The organism is Alkalispirochaeta alkalica DSM 8900, assembly GCF_000373545.1.
Classification (GTDB): domain Bacteria; phylum Spirochaetota; class Spirochaetia; order DSM-27196; family Alkalispirochaetaceae; genus Alkalispirochaeta; species Alkalispirochaeta alkalica.
In genome coordinates, this window is the sequence record NZ_KB891714.1 from 166,286 (window position 1) to 186,494 (window position 20,209).

Sequence of the window (20,209 nt, forward strand, 5' to 3'; positions counted from 1 at the left end):
ACCAGAGAGATGGCCCGTTACATGGAACTGCTGAAAAACGGAAACGGACCGCGGGAGCGGCTCCTGGAAGAGGGAGCCCAGGTTCTGAGCGATCAGGATCTGCTGGCCGTTGTATTGGGAAGCGGGCACCAGGGCTGCGGTGTCCTGGCGCTGGCCCAGCGGGTTCTGGAAGTCCTGGAGAAGACCCAGTTCCGGGCGACCCCACGGGAACTCATGGAAGTAAGCGGTGTCGGTCCGGCCAAAGCCACGCTTCTGGCCGCCTCGGTAGAGTTCTGCCGCCGCGTCCTGGCGCCGGGAAACTACCGGATCCGTCACCCCTCGGATGCAGTACCGCTGCTACAACACTACGCCGACCGGAGACAGGAGCACTTCCTCGCTATCTCCCTCAACGGGGCCCACGAGGTCAACGCTGTACGGATCGTCTCGGTGGGGCTGGTAAACCGCACCCTGGTGCATCCCCGGGAAGTTTTTGCCGACGCGCTTCAGGACCGCGCCGCAGCTATCATCGTGGCCCACAACCACCCCAGCGGCAACACCGAGCCCAGCGCCGAGGACAGGGCCGTCACCCGCACACTGATCGAGGCAGGAGACATTCTGGGAATCCGCCTCCTGGACCATATCGTCTTCTCGGCCCAGGGCTACTACAGCTTCCGGGAACAGGATGAGCTCTAGTCCTCTTGGTGCGCACCATCCCCCGGCACCAGCGAGGTCTGCGGTTCCTGATCGTCCTGCCCTTGCTCCGGGGTGCCGGGAGAGGCAGCTCCGTGTTTCTTCCTTTTTTTCTGGCGGAAGGTAAATTCTCCGTTACGCACCCCCACCACGATGTGATCACCCTCACCGAACCGCCGGCGCAGGAGATCCATCGCCAGAGGGTCCTCGATCTCCCGCTGGATGGTCCGCCGCAGGGGACGCGCCCCGTACTTTACATCGTACCCGCGCTCGATCAGGAGATCCCGGGCAGAACGCGTTACCTCCAGGGTAATCTCCCGCTCGGCCAGACGGGTCTGCATCTCCCCCAGAAGGATTTCCAGGATCGAACGGACCTGCTGATCGGAGAGGCTGTGAAAGACCACGATCTCGTCCACGCGGTTGATAAACTCCGGACGGAACTGCTTCCGCAGCTCGTTCATCGCCGATGAACGAATCTCGCGGTACTCCAGAAGCCCTTCATCGGAACGGAAGCCCACCGAGGCATCGCGGGTTATCTCCCGGGCACCGGCGTTGGAGGTCATGATAAGAACGGTGTTTCTGAAGCTCACCTTGTGGCCCAGGTTATCCTGGAGCTCCCCCTCCTCCAGGATCTGCAGGAGCAGGTTAAACACGTCGGGGTGGGCCTTCTCGATCTCGTCCAGGAGAACCACGCTATAGGGTTTCCGGCGGATCTTCTCAGTGAGAACACCCCCTTCCTCGTACCCCACGTACCCCGGGGGAGCCCCTACAAGGCGCGACACGTTATGCTTCTCCATGTAATCGGACATGTCTATCCTGATGAGGGCGTCGGAGGTCCCAAAGAGAAACTCCGCCAGGGACTTGGCCAGCAGGCTCTTGCCCACCCCTGTAGGGCCCAGAAAGATGAAGGACCCCATGGGACGCTCCGGTGCGCTCAGTCCGGTCCTGGACCTTCTGATCGCCGAGGCGATCACCTGGATCGCCTCGTCCTGACCGATCACGCTCCTGTGAAGATCCTTCTCTATGTCGAGCAGGCGCTCGCTCTCGCTCTGGGCGATCCTCACCAGGGGGATCCCCGTAATCTCGCTGAGCACATAGTTGATATCTTCAGCATCGACCACGCTCTGCTCGCTTCGGAGCGTCACCCGCCAGTGACTCCTGAGCTGTTCCACCCGCTCCTTGAGCTGACGCACCTCGTCCCGCACAGCCGCCGCCCGTTCGTAGTTCTGGCTGTTGACCAGGGCGATCTTCTCGCTGTTCAGCTGTTCGATGTGCCGTTCCAGCTCGGCGATCTCCGTGGGACGCACGCTGTTGGATATCCGCTTCCGGCTCCCCGCCTCGTCGATCAGGTCGATCGCCTTGTCGGGCAGAAAGCGATCAGCGATATAGCGCCTGGACATCACCGAGGCAACCTCCAGCGCTCCCGGTGTATAGGAGACGTTGTGATGCTCCTCGTAGCGCTCCTTGATTCCCCGGAGAATCTCGATGGTTTCCTCCACGGAAGGTTCGGGAACGATCACCGATTGAAAGCGCCGCTCCAGAGCCGCGTCTTTCTCGATATACTTCTTGTACTCGTTCAGGGTTGTCGCGCCGATACACTGCATCTCCCCCCGCGAAAGGGCCGGCTTGAGCATGTTACTGGCATCGATCGCCCCTTCGGCGCCGCCTGCACCGATGATGGTGTGCAACTCGTCAATAAAGAGGATCACATTTCCGCTGTTGGTGATCTCTTTCATGACCCGCTTGAGACGCTCCTCAAACTCACCGCGATACTTTGTTCCGGCGATGAGACTCGCCAGATCGAGCGTGAGGACCCGCTTGCCCATCAGCACTTCCGGGGCCGTCCCCTCGACGATCTCCTGGGCCAGACCCTCAACAATGGCGGTCTTGCCTACTCCGGGCTCTCCGATAAGGACGGGGTTGTTCTTGGTACGCCGGGCCAGGATCTGGATAACCCGCTCGATCTCGCGCTTGCGTCCCACCACCGGGTCCAGCCGGTTTTCCCGGGCAAGCGCGGTGAGGTCCCGGGCGAACTCGTCCAGCGTGGGCGTGGCTTTCTTGCCCGCCTGGGCGGTGGAGACCCTGCGACGGCCCGTGCCTGCACTGCTTCCCGAAGGGGAACCCGAACCGGAAGCAGCTCCTGTAGTGGCCCCTCCCCGGGATTCTCCGCCGCTCAGATCCACAATGACATCGCGGAGCATCTCCACGGTCACGCCGAACTGATCCAGAAAGAAGGAAGTCTTGCTCTCGTGCTCGCGACAACAGGCCAGCAAAAGGTGCTCCGTTCCGATATACTCGTGGCCCAGATTCCGTGCTTCCTCGGCAGAATCCTCCAGAACCTTGCGGCCCCGCGACGAGGGAGGAACATCACCCAGGGTGAAGCCCCCCCGCTTCTTGGGAATGGAGTTTTCCAGCTCGATCTGCATCTTGGCGGGATCGATCATCACCTTTTCCAGCGCTTTGTAGCCCAGGCCACCGCCCTCCTTGAGGATCGCCAGCATGATGTGCTCGGGCAGGAGCTGCTCCGAGTGAAAGCGCTTTGCCTCGTCCTGGGCGAGTATCTGCAAAACCCGTTGGGCTCGTTGTGTTAATCCTTTAAACATCGCTATCTCTCCTGTTGCCCCGTGGCATCCCGCTGCGCATCATCTCGCTCCCTGTCATTCCGTCCCGCCTCGTGGTGCCGATTCGTCTTCCCGTGCCCCGGGGACATCCTGCCCCACGGCGGCCTTCAGCATCTCCCTGATCAATCCTGCCCTCGGCACATCAAGGCTCTCACGGTTATTCTCGTTCTTTTTTTCCGAGAAGACCACCACGGAACTGTCGCAGGCGGCAAAAAAAAGATTCGTGACCTCCCTGAGGACCACACCCTCGATCAACCCGCAGACCGCACCCAGACGAACCAGGCCGATCTGCTCCATCGCCTCGCGACGGGACAAAACCCGGGCAAAGGCAAGGACCCCCAGAGCCCGGTGGACGGCGTCCTCCAGTTCCTGCCGGTGATCCCGAAGGAGCAAATCCCTAGCCTTGCGCTCATAATATACTAACCGCTCTACCAGGGCAGCAAGTTCTGCCGTGGTTTCCTCTTCCGATTCTCCGAAGGAGGCCCGGCAGGTGAGTCTGTAGAGCGAGGGGTGGAGATCTTCTTCTCCCGAAAGCGCGCGAATCATAACCCGGGGGCTCCCCTGGAGCCCTCCCTCCTTCGCCCGCCGGGGAAGCCCCTGGGCGCCCTGGTGGAGAGCCGGCAGAAAGAGCACCGCCCCCGCCGTCAATCCCGTTCCAGCCCGATGAAGCCGGGGCGAAAGATACCCCAACCGGAGAGACACCGCGAAAGAGAGGCGCTCCTCCAGGAACCGGTCCAGCCGGGAAGCCTTCTCCTGGGCAGCCCCGGGGTTCCACCCTCCCGAAGTTCCCTGCAATACCAGGTGATCTTCGCCGCCCAGGCGGATCATCTCTTCTTCGCCCGGAGAAACGATCGAGAAAGCCCGATCACCCTCCCCCGCCAGAACCCCCCGAGCCAGGAAGAAACGCCGGAGTTCCGGGCGCAGGCGTACACCGTCGATCGCGTAGTAGTCACCGGACAGGGCCGTCCCCGCCTCCTCGACGCGCCTCCGCACCTCCAGGTTCGGACCATCCCGGTCTTTGCCGTTGAAGGGAAGATCCGCCAGGTTCCGCGAGAGCTCCATGGTGGTGGCTACCACCACGTCGCCCTCTTTTCCGTCGTGGGAGAACCAGCCCTGTCGGGAAGGAAGAGCCCTATGAATCAGCATGGCCCGTGATATCGGAAAGACCCGCAGGATCGGAAGGCCCCCGGACACCGGAAGAGCCCGGGACACCGGAGGGGTCGGAGAGATCGCATGACGAAGGAGTATCCCGGGACAGTTCCTGGAGCTGATCCCTCAAAAGAGCTGCCGACTCGAAGTCCTCGCGCTCCACAGCCAGGGAAAGATTGTTCAGCACGCGCTCCCGTTCCACAAAGATCCGGCGATAACGGGCGAGCCGCTGGGGCAACCGCCCCCGGTGAGAGGCATCTTCCCGGTGGAGCCGGAGAATCCGGTCGATCGCCTGATCAAAGAGAGCGTAGCACCCCGAGCACCCCACGCGATGGTGCAGAACCACATCCCGCAGGGTGGTACCACAGCGGGGACACGCCCTGGTGGTACGCGGACCGCAACGGTGCCAGGCGAAGATCCCCTCAAAGAGATAGGCCACCGAGGGGCATTCCTCGCGGGAACCGGCAACCCCCAGTTCCCGGGCCTCCTGGGGAGAAAGGTCCCGCTGCTGCTGTGCTTTCCCCTTCATGCGCACCAGGGTGTATCGTCGATCCCGTCGTTTCATCGGTCTCAGTCTACCACGGAGCCCGCCATTAACCAATCATCCCGGCGCAACTCACGAACCGGGCAGAGGCATCTTGCCCCTAGCCGTGTCCCCGAAGAACCCTGTCGGGCAGGAGCGCGGCAGCCCGGCGAGCGGGAAGGAGCGCAGCACCCAGCGAGAAAAGAAGCGCCAGAAAGATGGAGAAAAAGAGCGCCTCGAAGGACAGTTCCACCGGCATCTGCTCGAGATAAAAGTCTGCGCTGAAGATATCCACTTCCCGCCCCGCGAGAAATCCCGCCAGAACCTCAAAGGCCCGGATGATCTCATTCAGGTGGAGCGAGACCAGCGTCCCCAGGAGAACCCCCAGCACCGCACCGCCCAGGCCGATAACAGCTCCACAGAGAAGGAAAACCTCCCCGATTTGGCGAGACGACATGCCCGTAGCCCGAAGAATTGCGATCTCTTCCTCCTTTTCTACCACCAGGAGGATCAGGGCCGACGAGATGTTAACCGCCGCCACCGCCACGATCAGGGCCATCACGAAGGCGAGAAGATTCCGGCTCGTAAGAAAGGAGATGTACCGCCCCTCTTCCAGCCAGTACCAGGTGTAGGTTGCCCAGGAGCTCCCCAGAAGCCCGCGCAGGGATTCCCAGGTAGCGTGCATCCGTGCCCGCTCCCCCCCCGCCAGAAGGACCCCCGGTCCTCGCTGAAAGAGCGGATTATTCAGCGCAAAGGGGTGATCAACCTTGACCCCCAGAATGGTGCGAACCGACTCGGGAGGGATAATCTGTCTTCCCCGATCGGCTTCGATAAAGACCCACAGACGGTCCAGGTCGCGATACCCCGTCGACACTACCCCCGTGACCCGAAACCGGCTTACCCGGGGGAGCATCCGTCCCTCCCCCAAAGGTCGCACCGTCAGAAGCCGGACCTCATCCCCGGGAGCAACACCCAGGCGACTGGCCACGTCGAGCCCCAGGACGATCCCTCGATCCGCTTCCAGATCGAACTCCCCGGCGCGAACCTCAAGAAACGCCCGAACCCCGGGATCCTCGTCCCAAAACGCCTGGGGAACCCCCCGAAGCGTCACCCCGCTCCGTCCCTGGTCGGAATAGATCAGGCCGAACCCCTGATGCTCTACCAGAGTTGAACGCACACCCGGAAGGGCCAGGACCTCCCGGGAAAGCTCCTCCCACTCGTCGCGGGAGATATCGGACTGGGGAATCGCCTGGATATGATAACTGCCGGTCTCGACGAAGCGCTCCACGATCCCCCGGATCATCCCGTCTGCCACGTGCTGCACCACAACCAGAGGAACCAGGCTGATCGCCACGGCAAGAACCGCTCCCGCGAGACGCCCCCGCCCCCGGCGCGCCCCTGGAGCCCCCGAGAGGAAGCGGACGGCCACCAGGGTCAGTCCGAAACGAGGCATCCCTGCTCCAGATGGAAGGACCGTGCGGTTCGCCGGGCGAGATTCTGATCGTGAGTCACGATGATCAGGGTCTTGCCGTACTCCGACACCAGCCCGAAGAGCACCTCCTCGAGACGGCGGGAATTGGCATCNTCGAGATTCCCCGTAGGTTCGTCGGCCAGAACAACCTCGGGATCGTTAATCAGCGCCCGGGCAGCGGCGGCCCGCTGACGCTCGCCCCCCGATAACTGGGGAGGCAGATGGTGAAGCCGCTCCTGCAACCCCACCTGGGCAAGCAGCTCTGTCGCGCGCACCGAGGCCTCTTCCCGACTCCGCTGCTGCATCAGGGCCGGAAGCATCACATTTTCCAGGACAGAGAAATCCTTGAGTAAATAGTGAAACTGGAAAACCAGCCCCACCGTGCGGGCCCGGTATCGGGTCAGGCCCTCCTCATCCAGAGCCTGAACCTCCCGGGGCCCCACGCGGATCGTTCCCTGATCGGGCAGATCCAGCCCCGCCATGAGGCTCAGGAGGGTACTCTTGCCACTCCCGCTCTCCCCCGTGACCGCCACGACCTCACCGGGGGAAACAGAAAAAGAGACATCCCGGAGAACCTCAAGACGCTCTCCTCCGTTGGGAAAGGTCTTTTTCACCCCCTGGACTGCAACTGCCACACCCCGGGAGGGCTCTCCCGAAAAAACTGTCTCCTTCATCGTTCCTCCTCTATCTCGCCCGGGCCAGCCCCGCGCTCATCAGGGGCCAGCTTCCCGCGAGGCTGCGCCCTAGCGGGATCGCAGCAGTTCCATGGGCCGGTACTCAGCCACGGCCCGGACGGCCATCATCGCCGAAAACACCGAGACTCCCGTGGCACCCAACACGACCAGAAAAAGTTCCCCCGGAATAACCCTGACCGGCACTTCCTGGATATAGAAATGGGCGGGAGAAAAAATGCGCGCCCCCCGCTGGAGAAAGAGCCCCGACAGGGCCTCGAGCACCCCGAAGATCTCGTTCACATTCAGCGCCAGAAACAGCCCCGCCAGAAGCCCCAGCAGGGAACCGGCTACACCGATCATCCACCCCTCCAGAATAAAAACGGAACGAACGCTCCGGTCGGGAGCTCCCAGGGCGCGGAGAATCGCGATATCCTCACTCCGCTCCAGGATATTCCGCCGCAGGAGCTGATAGATATTGCCCGAAACAACCAGAAAGATCAGGCTGATCAGAAGCGTCATCATCCCCTTCTCCGCCCGCAGGGCACCAAAAATTCCCCGGTTGAAGACCCGCCACGATACCAGCTCATACCCCGGCCCGGCCTCCCGGGAAATTATCCCGGCTGCCGCCTGATCACCGTAGCGGTTATCGAGCTTGATTCCCAGAACGAGTTCCTCCCGGGCGTGGAGGTCCCCGGCAGCCGTGGCGAGGGAAACAAAGGCCCACCCCTGATCATAATCGAGATACCCCGTCCGAAAGATCCCCCGCACCTCAAGAACCTCTTCGGCCGGACGCAGCCCCCCCCCTGGAATATGAGTCACAGCCAGATTATCTCCCAGACGGAGCCCCAGGCCCCGGGCAAGCTGCTGACCGATCACCACGGTCCCCCGGGTTTCCAGATCGAAGGCCCCCTGGACCATCTCGATCTGCCCTGCCGCGCCAGGATCTTGGGCGAGCCAGTCGGGGGGAACCGCCCGAATCACCGCACCCCGAGGCTCAGCCCAGTAGCCCCGCACCAGGGTCTGCAACTCCGCCGAGACCGTGACCGATCGAACACCCCCAAGAGAGCGCAGACGAGAAGCTACCTTCTCGGCCTGTTCGGGAGACCCGGCCTGGTAGGGAGTGTACAACCGGAGATGAGAAGAGTTTACCTCGAGAATATTCTCTATCATGCCCATCTGAAACCCGTTCATCACCGACAGGACAGCCACGAGCGTGGCAACTCCCGCAGCGATACCCAGAATGGAAAAGAGTCCGGCCCCTCCGCCGCGGGACCGCCCGGAAACGAGCAGACGCCTCGCGACAAAAACGATCCATCCCGCCCCCTTCATACTGATCGTTGTCCTCTCATGGCGGTCTTACTCCTGATCCGGGGATTCCCGGGACGCATCATCCGGGGCGGGTCTCTCGGTACGCACAACCTGGCCGTCCAGAAACACTTCACGCTTGACCAAGATATCACCGGAGAACCAGGAACGGAAGAGCTTCTCCTCTCCCCGGAAGCGGGTAACCCGCCGGAGCCCCTCCTCCAGAAGCTCCTCCTCCTCTATCAGGGCATCGCCGCGCCAGAGCCGGCGCACCACCTGCCCCGGCAGGGGCGGGTAAAATCGCTCCCGCTCAACCTCACGGCGCGTTTCGGTTATGCGCTCTACCAGGGTCCCCCGGGCGTCCCGCTCCATCGTCACCAGCCGGGTTCGCCGCCCCCCCACACGGGTCTCCTCCCTCACCAGCAGCCCTGCACGATACCGGCGGAGAATCTCCTGCTCCCCCTGGACCCGGCGGGACGCCACCAGACGGCCTTCCTCGTAGGTGTACCAGATATCCTCGGGGAGCTCTCCCGGCACCTCTCTCCGCAGATGATGGGGAAAGCCCTCGCCATCCCAGGCGATTTCCCGCGTCCCCAGGGCGCTCCGGATCGACTCAAATCCCGGTGCATCGGGGGCAGCAAAGCGGATCGAGACGCAGACTCCGGAGCTCTCGCACCGTCGCACCTCCCGGAGCGTTCCCTCGGGACGATACCGCAGAAAATAGTCCCGCAGCCGTTCTCCCTGGTAGTAGAGGATACGGCGCTCGACCCCGCCGGCCTCCTTGTGGGGCGGACGAACTTCCAGAATCCATCCATCCCCCGGAGCGTCCCTCAGCCCCCCCTCGTCATCGAGAGAAGGAGCCCGGATTCCCTCGAGTTCCTCACCGTCCCTGTTCGAGAGAAACCACAGGGAAGTCACCTCGCCGGCCTCTGCCGGGAAGGGAGAGACCAACAGACCCGGCAAAAGGACCAGCCCCGCCAGGGCGCTGCGCGCTATCAGCCATCTCCCGGCGCGAAGCACCCACCGGAGCGGGGCACGGAGCGACTCAGGGAGCCAGAAGATCGTCCACATACGCCTCGGGTGAGAACCGCCGCAGATCCTCGTAGCTCTCGCCCGTCCCGAGCCAGCCGCACTGCAACCCCAGCGAGCGCTGAAGGGGAACCAGAACCCCGCCCCGGGCCGAGGAGTCGTATTTGGAGAGAAGCACCGCATCGACTCCCACGGCCTCATGAAAGAGTTCCGCCTGACGAAGAGCGTTCTGGCCCGTTGTCCCGTCTATCACAAGAATCTTGCGGTATACCGCCTCGCTCCCGGTGAGCTTCCGGATGATACCGTGAATTTTTTCCAGTTCCCGCACCAGATCGGCCCGGTTATGCATCCGCCCCGCCGTATCGGCCAGAACCAGCCGCTCTCCCCGGGACTGTGCACTGGTGATCGCGTCGTAAACCACGGCCCCCGCATCGGAACCGGTACCCTGACGGACAATCCTCACCCCCAGGCGCTCGGCGTGGAGAGAGAGCTGTTCCACCGCAGCGGCCCTGAACGTATCGCCTGCAGCAAGAAGGATTCCTGCCTGGGGCCACTCCCGTTGATACCAGCGGGCACACTTGGCCAGATTCGTGGTCTTCCCCACACCGTTTACCCCCAGGAAGAGAACCACATTCAGACGCTGGGGGTCCAGATTGAGCTCTGCCGGAGCCAGCCCGTCCAGGAGTAGTTCCCGCAGCGCCTGGACAAGTCCTTCCCGGTCGCGCGACCGCCGTGATTCCCGCAGATGATCCACCAGCGCCATCGTTACAGAGGCCCCCAGATCGGCCTCGATCAGCAGATCTTCCAGTTCCTCGTAGAAATCATCTTCCTGCCCTCCCAGGGAGAAGAGCTCCCGCAAACGAAGGCCAAATCGCTTTTTTCCTGCCATCCTTGTACAACCTGTTCCGTTTCCTCTTGTTTTGAGCCGCCCCGCGCACCCCTGACCGGGAATCCCGCCCCTGAACCTGCTGCATCGGAGCTTATCGGTCGTGATACTCCTGAGAGACACGAATATACCGGCTGAGTCTCCACAGCATATTCCCAAAGAGGGTAACACTCAACCCGACACTGACATAATAGCCCGCCAGAATCGCATCGGACCGGTCCTGATATTTGCTTTGCTCGCTCCGGGAGAGGTCAGCCCGGGCCTGACCTCCCGGAAAGAGGCCTCCCAGATCATCATAGAGGCCGTTCAGAATCACGGGCACGCTTAAAGAGAGGGCAAAGGCCCCAAAGGAGCGATAGAAACTATCCCTCGAGGCCTTGACCGCACCGGCCCAGTCGCGATCAACGGGCGTCAGCTCCCGCCTGTACAGGAGATCCCCCCGGGGAGAAACCTGCAGACGGCTATCGTAATAGCCATCCCTGCGCAGGACATACTCCCGCGCCTCTCCCGGGAGGGGAATCTCCAGAGGGGTAACCCCTCGCCAGAGAGCCCCTTCGTAAACTCTGGCCCCGGGGGGATCGGTCTCGATCCGGAATATTCGGGGTTCGACGGGAGGAAGGTCGACCACCAGAACCCGATCTTCTCCCCCCTGGAGAATCAGCCCCTCCTCGGCACGACGCCCGTCGGGAGCGCGCACCGAGACCGTGTACGGCCCCGGCAGGAGAAAACGCTCCCGGGCACTCCCCGCACCGGCGAGAGTTCCATTTATTCTGATCAGGGCATCCCCGCCCCCCCCGGGCCGACCGACCTCACCAAGACGATCCCGGACCTGCACCTCCAGAGACGCCAGAGAGACGCCCGAAACCTCCCGCACCAGTTCCGCTGCAGAGGCCTCGAGCATACCGGGTATCTCCCGTCCCCGGCCGACGACCCTCACCACCTGCCGTTCCCGCCCCCCGAGCCTGTGACGGGCCCGCACCGTGAGAACCAGCGTCTCCCCGGGGGAATCCTCCAGCACATCCAGGGTCAGAATAAGGAGAATATCGGCCTTCAGCTCCTCCGCCAGGACTTCGGAACTGCGGAGACCACTACTGTACCGGACAGGCTGCTCGCTGGCCTTCAGGGGGACCCGTTCCCCGGGCAGGATCTCCCGGGGATCGATACTGCCCAGAACCCTCAACTCCCGCTGAAGGGCTGCGTAGCGAGAATCTTCTGAATAGGGGACAAAAGCGCCGTTGCGGGGCCCCGACTCCAACCGTTGACGATCCAGCCGGTGCCGGCGTTCTTCCAGCGCCCGCGCCAGGCGAGCCTCTTCCCGACGAAACCGGTCCTCTGCCCAGAGAAGGCGCTCTTCCTCCGAGAGGTGGCGCTCGGGAAGATCGCCGATCAGATCCTGGATCACCCGCACATACGAACCGAGAACGGTTCGGTCCGGGACTGTGCCCCGGGGAACTTCCACCGCCCCCAACGCAACGGTCCAGACCGGATCCTCCGGCACCAGCCCCTCGATCACGTCCCGCCGGAGCTTCGCATCGTCCTCACCCCGGCCCGATGCCCGGAGGTCCGCCCCCGGACCGGCCAGCAGAAAAACCAGCACGGCCAAAGCGGGAAGAAGCCCCCGAGAGAGGCCTCCCCCGGAATCAGTCCAGGGCCTGACCGGCCTGGTACTTGAGGAAAGCCTCGATAAACTGATCAAGATCACCATCCATAACGGCCTGAACGTTACCCGTTTCCACGGAGGTCCGAAGATCCTTCACCATGGTATAGGGCTGAAACACGTAGGACCTGATCTGGTTTCCCCAGGAAATGTCTTTTTTCTCTATCGCCTTGGCGGCCTGTTCCGCCTCCTGCTCCTGCCGGTAGTACTCGTAGAGACGGCTCTTGAGCATCGTCGTGGCCATGGCGCGATTTTTGTGCTGACTCCGCTCGTTCTGACACTGAACAACAATGCCCGTAGGGATGTGGGTCATGCGGACCGCCGAATCGGTCTTGTTTACGTGCTGTCCCCCGGCCCCGCTGGCACGGTAGGTGTCAACCCGCACATCCTCCATCTTCAGATCCACCTCGATGGTGTCGTCGATCACGGGCGACACGTAGACCGAGGCGAAGGAAGTGTGGCGACGACCGCTGGAATCGTAGGGAGAGATCCGCACCAACCGATGGATTCCTGCCTCGGCCTTCAGGTATCCAAAGGCGTAGTCGCCCTTCACCTCGAGGGTTACGGACTTGATCCCCCCCTCGGCCTCGAGCATATCCACCACCTCGGTCTGCATGGAATGGTTATCAATCCACCGCCGATACATCCGGTAGAGCATACTCACCCAGTCGCAGGCCTCGGTACCTCCGGCACCGCTGTGAATCGTGAGAAAGGCTCCGGCCGCATCGGCCTCGTCCCGCAGGAGTTGCTTGAGCTGGAGCGAATCGTAGCACCGTTGCTGCTCCTCCAGGGCCTGACGAATCTCGCCCTCCTGGGAATCATCGTCCTCCTCCAGAGCCAGCTCCAGAAGCGCCTCGGTATCCTCGACCTGAGCGATCAATTCCTCCCAGGGCTCGATCATCTGCCGCAAGCGCTTGATCTCGGTCATGGTCCGTTCGGCCTTCTCCCGATCATTCCAGAAATCGGGATCACCCGAGAGAAGNTCCTTTTCTGCTATCTGGGCACGTATAGCATCGGGGTCAAAGATACCTCCAGGTGGAGCGGACGTTCTGTTTCAGAGCCTCCAGGGGCTGTCTCATATCTTGTAGCATCGTTGTAATCCTCCTCAAAATGATACTCACGATAGCACGCCCCACCCTGGCCTGTCACGGAGGCCTCTAGAGGAGATTCTGGTAAATCCCGATAAAGAAGCAGGCGCTTCCGCCCATAACAAAGAGGTGCCAGATCGCGTGGTAGAAGGGGATCATCTTGAGCCCGTAGACGATGGTCCCCGCTGTGTAGGTGACACCTCCGGCGATCGCCCAGTGTACCAGCCCCGGGGGAACCACCTCGCGAAGCGTCTGCCAGACCAGCAGCACGATCCAGCCCATGCCAAGATAGAACAGAACGTGGAGAAATCCGTACCGTCCCCAGAAGAAGATCGTGAAAAAGAACCCCGCTGCGGCGAGCCCCCAGACGGTCCAGAGGACAATCATCGCCTCAGAAGTTCCCAGATACACCATGATCGGGGTGTAGGTCCCGGCGATGAGAATATAAATAGTCGTATGGTCCATGATCCTCATCACCCGCTTTGCCACGGGCCCCGAGACCAGGTGGTACATGCCGCTGGAGAAATAGAGCAGAATCATGGAGAGTCCAAAGACAAGCCCAGCCGCCAGCAGGGAAGAGTTCCCCCCCCCGAGCGCCTTGATGAGGATCGCCGGAAGCGCTACCAGGCTCAAACCTCCCCCCAGCAGGTGGGTCAGTCCGTTCAGGAGCTCTTCTTTTTCATCATCGTGATCGTGAAGTGTAATATGATCCAGAAACCACTGATAGAAGGAATTGTTCGTACTCATGACCGGATCATTCGACATATCCCGGCTTTGGTCAATGAAACACCGGAATTTCCGCTGGTTCCTGCAGAATACCTTCCGGCAGAATCCCACAGGCGATCCGGGGCTCCGGGACGAACGACGAGCCACCGGCCGGGTCTGCCCGCCTCGCTGGGCAAACAAAAAAAGCCGCCCTGCATAATGCAGGACGGCTCCCCCTTTTTTTTGCACACACTGATCAGATCAATGATCTTCCCAGTCCATGGCCTTGGTAACAGCCTTCTGCCAGCCCTTGTAGAGCTTGTCGCGCTCAGCCTTGTCGATGGAGGGATCGAACTTCCGGTCCAGCTCGAAAGCCGTGGCCAGATCGCCCTTGTTCTTCCAGAATCCCGATGCGAGACCGGCCAGGAAGGCAGAACCACGAGCGGTGGTCTCAACGATCTTCGGCCGAAGAACGGGAACACCGATGATGTCAGCCTGGAACTGCATCAGGAAGTTGTTCATGGAAGCTCCGCCGTCAACCTTGAGCTCCTTGTTCTCGATACCGGAGTCCTTCTCCATGCACTCGATAACGTCGCGAGTCTGATACGCGATCGACTCCAAGGTAGCACGCACGATGTGATCGCGGTTGGCCCCACGGGTAAGACCGACAATCGCGGCACGAGCGTACTGATCCCAGTAGGGAGCACCAAGACCAACGAAGGCGGGCACCATGTAGACACCGTTGGTGTCGTTCACCTTGGAGGCAAAGTAGTTGGTGTCAGCAGCATCGGAAACGATCTTGAGCTCATCGCGCAGCCACTGTACAGCAGCACCGGTCACGAAGATAGCTCCTTCCAGAGCGTACTCGACCTTGCCGTCCAGACCCCAGGCGATGGTGGTCAGAAGACCGGTGTTGGAGGGAACCCGCTTGGTTCCGGTGTTCAGAAGAACGAAGGAACCGGTTCCGTAGGTGTTTTTGGCCATACCAACGTCGAAACAGGCCTGTCCAAAGAGAGCACCCTGCTGGTCACCGATCGCTGCGGCCACAGGAATCTTGGCTCCACCGAAGGTTTTCTCGTCGGTGTGGCCGTAGATCTCGCTGGAGGGGCGAACTTCAGGAAGCATGGAAGCGGGAACGCCCAGTTCCTGCATCATTTTCTCGTCCCACTTGAGGTCCTTGATGTTGAAGAGCATCGTGCGGGATGCGTTGGAATAGTCGGTAACGTGGACCTTGCCGCCGGTGAGTTTCCAGATCAGCCAGGTATCGACGGTTCCCATCAGGAGTTCGCCGGCGTCAGCCTTGGCGCGTGCTCCCGGAACGTTGTCGAGCATCCACTTTACCTTGGTTCCGGAGAAATACGCGTCAATAACCAGACCGGTATTTTCCTTAACGTAGGCTTCGAGGCCCTTTTTCTTCATCTCGTCACAGATACCGGCGGTACGGCGGTCCTGCCAGACGATACCGTTCATGATGGGCTTTCCGCTGCTCTTCTCCCAGACGATGGTGGTCTCGCGCTGGTTGGTGATACCGATAGCGGAAACTTCATCGGGCTTTGCTCCGGCTTTCTCAATCACCTGACGGGCGACACCGCTCTGGGTTGCCCAGATGTCCATGGGATCGTGCTCGACCCAGCCCGGCTTGGGATAGATCTGGGGGAACTCTTGCTGAGCAACAGCCACGATGTCGCCGCCGTGGTCGAACAGGATCGCACGACTACTGGTCGTCCCGGCGTCGAACGCCATCACATACTTCGCTGCCATAAAAAAACCTCCGTTTTTGTTTCTCCCTGGAACTTACTACTCAACAACACATATTCACGACGAAAACTTTTCCAGGCAAGCCTCCGCCGTTTATCACCGACTGCGGTGACAAACCCATGGTTTTAGATGGATTACTGCCAATATCTCACAAGACGACCCGCAAAAAATAAAGATACTCAAAGGAGGAAGTAAAATGTCAGTCAAAAACCGACAAAAATAAAAAGCTCCACTACCAAAGTACCTTTGTTACGGTGTTACATCTTTTTCTGACGTTTGTAACCCGACCTACAGTGATGCTACACCCACTCAGGACAGCCGTCAACCAAAACTTTTCCAAATGTGCAGCCTCCCCAGGACTCCGGAAAAACAGGTCCGCCCCGAACACAAGCCGTGCCGCCCCGTCCTGACCAGGCCTATTGTCTGCCGCCTCTATCTCCATCCTCGGGGAAACAAGCCAGGAAATTCTGAACAGCCATTTAATGCACCCCCAGCACATAAACAGTTTTATTCACCTTCATATTGTGAACCATTGTAACTTTTTTCTTGACAGACGTTCATACCGGGTCTACTCTGTTTGCAAGAAGTTACACTCCCATTACAGTTATATGAGGTGAATGAGGTGAGCCAGCAAAAGTACGATGTTGTTATCGTCGGAGCGGGGATCGTGGGGTGCATGATCGCACGAGAACTGTCCCGCTACAAGTTGTCCGTGGCCGTGGTCGAACGGGATTCGGACGTAGGAATGGGCCAGAGCACGGCCAACAGCGCAATCATCCACTCCGGGCACGATCCTGCTCCGGGCTCCCTGAAGGCCCGGCTCAACGTGCGGGGCAACGAGCTCTGGCACCAGATCGCTCCCGAGCTGGACATCCCCCTGGACAAAACCGGCGCCCTGATCGTTGCTGTGGGGCCCGAAGAACAGGCGGGTCTGAGGCCGCTCTATGAACGGGGCAAGGAGAACGGGGTAAAGGGCCTCGAGATTCTTGGCCGGGACCAGGTTCTGGAGATGGAACCTCACCTGACACCCGACGTTACAGGGGCACTCTCTACACCAACGGCCGGCGTGGTTGACCCCTTCCAGGGTGTCCTGGGTGCAGCCGAAAACGCTGCCGTTAACGGCGTCACCTTTATCTTCGACGCTGAAGTGCGTGGTATGATCGTAGAGAACGGTGCCCTCACGGGTGTCGAGACCACCAAGGGCACCATCGAGGCACAGTGGTTCATCAACTCTGCCGGCGTCCACAGCGACGAGCTCATGCATATGGTGGGCGACCATCCGGAGTTTGAGATCACCGCCCGCCGGGGTGAGTACTTCGTCTTTGATGATTCAGCCTTCACCATCAGCAGCGTGCTCTTTCCCATGCCCAGCGAGAAGGGCAAGGGCATCCTGGTCACCACCACCACCCACGGCAACGCCATGGTGGGCCCCAATTCGGATCCCATCGAGGATAAAGAGGACCGGTCGGTCACCAAAGAGGGAATGAACTCCATCCTTTCCGGTGCGCATCGTCTGGTTCCGGCAGTCTCACCCCGGGACGTGATCGCCACCTTTGCGGGGCTGCGGGCCACAGGGAACCACGCCCCCGACGGGAAAAACAAGGACTTCCTGATCGAGGTGTCCTCAACCGTGGAGGGACTGGTAAATCTGGCTGGCATCGAGTCCCCCGGGTATGTCTCCTCCCCGGCAATCGCCGAGTATGTGGCAAACCTCCTGAAAGAAGCGGGACTGAAACTGGAAGAAAAATCGGACTGGCAACCCAAACGCCAACGCATCCCCCGTTTTCGGGATCTCTCCCACGCAGAGCGGGCTGCCCTGGTGGCACAGAATCCCGCCTACGGCCGCATCGTGTGTCGTTGCGAAGAAGTCACGGAGGGCGAGATCATCGATGCGATCCATTCACCCATCCCCGCCACATCCTACGACGCAATCAAGCGCCGCACCTGGCTGGGCACCGGCCGCTGTCAGGGAAGTTTTGATTACCCCCGGACAATGGAGATCCTCGCGCGGGAACTCAACATGTCCATGACAGAGATCACCAAAAAGGGACCGGGCTCGGTGTTCCTGTACCGCCAGACAAAAGAGGAAGTAATCTGATGCAGCCAAACACAACCTACGACGTCATCATCATCGGCGGCGGCCCTGCGGGAATGTCCGCCGCAATCAAGGCCTACGAAGCCTGCAAGGGAAAGATTCTGCTTATCGAGCGGAACGACAGCCTGGGAGGAATCCTTCCCCAGTGTATTCACAACGGCTTTGGCGCGGTTAACTTCGGGAACGACCTCCCGGGGCCAGAGTACGCCCACCGCTACGAGGTGGAACTGCGGAAGCTCCCCGTGGATATTCTCCTGGATACGATTGTGGTAGATCTCACAGCAGATCACCAGGTCTACGCCATGAACAGCACCGACGGGTACCTGCACTTCAAGGCCAAGGCAATCGTCCTGGCCATGGGCTGCCGCGAGCGAACCCGGGCGCAGATCCGCCTGCCCGGTACACGCTCTGCCGGTATCTTCACAGCCGGAACGGTGCAGCGCCTGGTAAACATCGAGGGCTACATGCCCGGGAACGAGGTAGTAATCCTGGGAAGCGGCGATATCGGGATGATCATGGCCCGGCGCATGTCCATCGAAGGGGCCAAGGTCCACGCCGTCCTGGAGCTCCTGCCCTACCTGACGGGCCTTCGGCGCAACTACGTGCAGTGTCTCCAGGACTACGGAATCCCCCTGCACCTGAGCACCACGGTAAACAAGATCTACGGCGACAAGCGGGTAGAGGGAATCGAGACGGTCAAGGTGGACGAGAACCTTCAGGCGATTCCCGGCACGGAGGAGTTCATCAAGTGTGATACCCTGCTCCTCTCGGTGGGCCTCATCCCCGAGAACGAACTCTCCCGAAAAGCCGGAGTCCAGCTCGACCCCAGGACAAACGGGCCGATCGTGGATTCCGACATGGCAACCAACGTGCCCGGCATCTACGCCGCAGGAAACGTCACGGCGATCTACGACCTGGCCGACTACGTAAGCAAGGCCGGCGAGGTGGCCGGACAGAGTGCCGCAAAATACGCCGAATCAGCTGCCCGACGGGATCTCAGGGAACACCGCACGATCCGCCTGAAACCGGGAGCAAATATCGGGAGCATCATCCCCCAGGAGGTCTTCCTGGAGCAGGATCAGGATCACGAGGTCCTTCTGACGATGCGGCCCAACGCGCTCATGGAGCGGATGGTAAAGATCGAGCTCACCGCCGGTGACGAAACGGTGGTCTCCTTCCGGGAACAGTATGCCCGCCCGGCTGAGATGATCGTCCACAAACTGAAGGCGAAGGACTTCGAGAAGCTCCTGAGCACCGATGCTACCGAGCTGGTAGCATCCATCTCGTGAGTCACAGGGAAGAGGGAGAAAAGAAACAATGAGTGAAGAACTGCAAGGCAACTACCGGACCCGTACTGANATCTGCCTCCGGTGCCCCCGGGGCTGCGAGGTCCAGACCATGCTCGGCCCGGACGACGAAATTCTCAATATGAGCGGCAACAAGTGCAAACTGGGTGTGGACTACGTAAAGCAGGAGATTCAGGACCCTCGTCGGGTTCTGCCCACAAGCCTGAAGGTGAAAAACGGAAACCGCCCCATGGTCCCCGTCTGGACACCGGAACCGATGCCCAAGGGCCTGCTCCTGGAGCTGGCAAAAGATACCCGCAAGATAGAGGTAGAGGCCCCTGTCCATGTCGGGGATGTTCTGATCGAGGACTGGCGCGGCAAGGGGATCCGCCTGGTAGCGAGCGGAGAAGTCACTCGGGTCGAGTAAAAACATCTGCCTGACCGGCCCCAAGGGATCGGTCAAAGCCTCCCCCCGGGGACGGGACCCGTTGACACGAGTCTCGTCCCTGTGGTAAGTTCCCGAACGTATTGAACGGGCTGTAGCGCAGGGGTTTAGCGTACTTGTCTGGGGGACAAGGGGTCGGCGGTTCAAATCCGCCCAGCCCGAAAGGTTAATTCCTTTCCGTGTAAGTGTTTATGCTTATGCGGAAAGGATTTTTTATGCTCATTTGCCTGAGTGTAAACACTTATGTAAACAGTTATACAGGACGTGGGGTCACGGGGGCGCCGTATGCGGTATAGAGCTCCCTTTACCCTGTTCAGGAAAACCGTTCCATCGGGCAAAAAAATCTACTATTACACCGTCTACGATCAGTTTAATCGTAACCGTAAAATTATCCCCACCTGTTAATGCCGGGTGCTTCTGGAGAGAATGTGTCTCCAGGAGGCAAACCCATGAAAGCAACACCAGAGCATCGAGAACGGTGGCAGAAAATCTGCCGAGACTTTCATGACAGTGGCATGAGCCAACGGGGATACTGCAGGGGGCGGGGATGCGGACCTTTTCATGGACTCCTTCAGGAGGCAGTCCTTGTATTCGTATGAAGAGAGGATGAGAGCAGTGAAGCTCTACATCCAGTATGATCGATCAGCCGCAGCGACAATCCGTGAACTGGGTTATCCGTCCCGGAAGAATCTTTATTTGTAGTACCAGGAGTATAGGGAATACGGAGACCTTCACAGGACCTGTCTTGGTAAACCAAGGTTCTCAGACGAGCAAAAACAAGCGGCCGTTGATTATTACGTCGAGCACGGTGGCAACCTTTCGGGAACTGTGCGTGCTCTCGGATATCC

16 protein-coding genes and 1 tRNA gene are annotated in these 20,209 nt (G+C 60.5%); 5 read left to right on the forward strand and 12 right to left on the reverse strand.

Going from position 1 to position 20,209, the window contains the following annotated elements:
• Positions 1 to 21: 21 nt before the first annotated feature.
• Positions 22 to 672, forward strand: a complete 651-nt coding sequence (radC, locus tag B071_RS0109535) for a RadC family protein (protein ID WP_040588015.1) — start codon at positions 22 to 24, stop codon at positions 670 to 672.
• Here radC and B071_RS16930 read toward each other — a convergent pair.
• From B071_RS16930 to glpK, 12 genes are all read right to left on the reverse strand, one after another.
• Positions 669 to 3,272 carry an ATP-dependent Clp protease ATP-binding subunit gene (locus tag B071_RS16930; protein WP_051075283.1) on the reverse strand — a complete coding sequence of 868 codons (2,604 nt, stop codon included), beginning with the start codon at positions 3,270 to 3,272 and terminating at the stop codon, positions 669 to 671. The genes radC and B071_RS16930 overlap by 4 nt on opposite strands.
• A 54-nt stretch (positions 3,273 to 3,326) precedes the next feature.
• Entirely contained in the window at positions 3,327 to 4,436 is a 1,110-nt protein-coding gene (locus tag B071_RS0109545) for a hypothetical protein (RefSeq protein WP_083914786.1), read from the reverse strand.
• A complete protein-coding gene (locus B071_RS0109550; RefSeq protein ID WP_018526878.1) occupies positions 4,423 to 5,004 on the reverse strand; it encodes a UvrB/UvrC motif-containing protein in 582 nt (193 codons plus the stop codon). The genes B071_RS0109545 and B071_RS0109550 overlap by 14 nt, the downstream gene beginning before the upstream one ends.
• A 79-nt stretch (positions 5,005 to 5,083) precedes the next feature.
• Entirely contained in the window at positions 5,084 to 6,415 is a 1,332-nt protein-coding gene (locus tag B071_RS0109555; RefSeq protein ID WP_018526879.1) for an ABC transporter permease, read from the reverse strand.
• Positions 6,397 to 7,107: an ABC transporter ATP-binding protein gene (locus tag B071_RS0109560; protein WP_018526880.1), complete on the reverse strand. Its 711-nt coding sequence runs from the start codon at positions 7,105 to 7,107 to the stop codon at positions 6,397 to 6,399. Before B071_RS0109560 ends, B071_RS0109555 begins: the two co-directional genes overlap by 19 nt.
• 69 nt (positions 7,108 to 7,176) lie before the next feature.
• Complete coding sequence (locus tag B071_RS0109565; RefSeq protein WP_018526881.1) at positions 7,177 to 8,436, reverse strand: FtsX-like permease family protein; 1,260 nt, start codon at positions 8,434 to 8,436, stop codon at positions 7,177 to 7,179.
• 27 nt (positions 8,437 to 8,463) lie between these two features.
• Positions 8,464 to 9,483 carry a hypothetical protein gene (locus B071_RS0109570; protein WP_018526882.1) on the reverse strand — a complete coding sequence of 340 codons (1,020 nt, stop codon included), beginning with the start codon at positions 9,481 to 9,483 and terminating at the stop codon, positions 8,464 to 8,466.
• Positions 9,458 to 10,330, reverse strand: a complete 873-nt coding sequence (ftsY, locus tag B071_RS0109575) for a signal recognition particle-docking protein FtsY (RefSeq protein ID WP_026245131.1) — start codon at positions 10,328 to 10,330, stop codon at positions 9,458 to 9,460. Before ftsY ends, B071_RS0109570 begins: the two co-directional genes overlap by 26 nt.
• Before the next feature lie 91 nt (positions 10,331 to 10,421).
• Positions 10,422 to 11,924 (reverse strand): DUF8525 domain-containing protein, encoded by a 1,503-nt coding sequence (locus B071_RS0109580; protein WP_018526884.1) that lies wholly within the window; start codon positions 11,922 to 11,924, stop codon positions 10,422 to 10,424.
• A gap of 43 nt (positions 11,925 to 11,967) precedes the next feature.
• Positions 11,968 to 13,075 (reverse strand): peptide chain release factor 2 gene (gene prfB, locus B071_RS0109585; RefSeq protein WP_157703119.1). Its coding sequence is split into 2 segments (ribosomal slippage): positions 11,968 to 13,014 and positions 13,016 to 13,075, totalling 1,107 coding nucleotides; the frame shifts between segments, so codons are not numbered across the junction.
• Between the two features lie 66 nt (positions 13,076 to 13,141).
• Positions 13,142 to 13,819, reverse strand: a complete 678-nt coding sequence (gene trhA / locus B071_RS0109590; protein WP_040588018.1) for a PAQR family membrane homeostasis protein TrhA — start codon at positions 13,817 to 13,819, stop codon at positions 13,142 to 13,144.
• Between the two features lie 219 nt (positions 13,820 to 14,038).
• Complete coding sequence (gene glpK, locus B071_RS0109595) at positions 14,039 to 15,538, reverse strand: glycerol kinase GlpK (RefSeq protein ID WP_018526887.1); 1,500 nt, start codon at positions 15,536 to 15,538, stop codon at positions 14,039 to 14,041.
• A gap of 619 nt (positions 15,539 to 16,157) precedes the next feature.
• On the opposite strand from glpK, the gene B071_RS0109600 reads away from it, so the two are divergent.
• The 4 genes from B071_RS0109600 to B071_RS0109615 all read left to right on the forward strand — a co-directional run bounded on the left by B071_RS0109600 (position 16,158) and on the right by B071_RS0109615 (position 19,523).
• On the forward strand, positions 16,158 to 17,633 hold the full coding sequence (locus tag B071_RS0109600; protein WP_040588019.1) for an NAD(P)/FAD-dependent oxidoreductase: 1,476 nt from the start codon (positions 16,158 to 16,160) through the stop codon (positions 17,631 to 17,633).
• Positions 17,633 to 18,919, forward strand: a complete 1,287-nt coding sequence (locus tag B071_RS0109605) for an NAD(P)/FAD-dependent oxidoreductase (RefSeq protein WP_018526889.1) — start codon at positions 17,633 to 17,635, stop codon at positions 18,917 to 18,919. The genes B071_RS0109600 and B071_RS0109605 overlap by 1 nt, the downstream gene beginning before the upstream one ends.
• A gap of 139 nt (positions 18,920 to 19,058) precedes the next feature.
• Positions 19,059 to 19,343: a DUF1667 domain-containing protein gene (locus B071_RS0109610; RefSeq protein WP_438829680.1), complete on the forward strand. Its 285-nt coding sequence runs from the start codon at positions 19,059 to 19,061 to the stop codon at positions 19,341 to 19,343.
• A 106-nt stretch (positions 19,344 to 19,449) separates the two neighbouring features.
• Positions 19,450 to 19,523, forward strand: a tRNA-Pro gene (locus B071_RS0109615).
• Positions 19,524 to 20,209 lie beyond the last annotated feature (686 nt).

Coding starts and splice junctions, on each gene's coding strand:
- radC (WP_040588015.1), top strand. CDS start 22: ATGGAACTGCTGAAAAACGGAAACGGACCGCGGGAGCGGCTCCTGGAA.
- B071_RS16930 (WP_051075283.1), bottom strand. CDS start 3,272: ATGTTTAAAGGATTAACACAACGAGCCCAACGGGTTTTGCAGATACTC.
- B071_RS0109545 (WP_083914786.1), bottom strand. CDS start 4,436: ATGCTGATTCATAGGGCTCTTCCTTCCCGACAGGGCTGGTTCTCCCAC.
- B071_RS0109550 (WP_018526878.1), bottom strand. CDS start 5,004: ATGAAACGACGGGATCGACGATACACCCTGGTGCGCATGAAGGGGAAA.
- B071_RS0109555 (WP_018526879.1), bottom strand. CDS start 6,415: ATGCCTCGTTTCGGACTGACCCTGGTGGCCGTCCGCTTCCTCTCGGGG.
- B071_RS0109565 (WP_018526881.1), bottom strand. CDS start 8,436: ATGAAGGGGGCGGGATGGATCGTTTTTGTCGCGAGGCGTCTGCTCGTT.
- B071_RS0109570 (WP_018526882.1), bottom strand. CDS start 9,483: ATGTGGACGATCTTCTGGCTCCCTGAGTCGCTCCGTGCCCCGCTCCGG.
- ftsY (WP_026245131.1), bottom strand. CDS start 10,330: ATGGCAGGAAAAAAGCGATTTGGCCTTCGTTTGCGGGAGCTCTTCTCC.
- trhA (WP_040588018.1), bottom strand. CDS start 13,819: ATGAGTACGAACAATTCCTTCTATCAGTGGTTTCTGGATCATATTACA.
- glpK (WP_018526887.1), bottom strand. CDS start 15,538: ATGGCAGCGAAGTATGTGATGGCGTTCGACGCCGGGACGACCAGTAGT.
- B071_RS0109605 (WP_018526889.1), top strand. CDS start 17,633: ATGCAGCCAAACACAACCTACGACGTCATCATCATCGGCGGCGGCCCT.
- B071_RS0109610 (WP_438829680.1), top strand. CDS start 19,059: ATGAGCGGCAACAAGTGCAAACTGGGTGTGGACTACGTAAAGCAGGAG.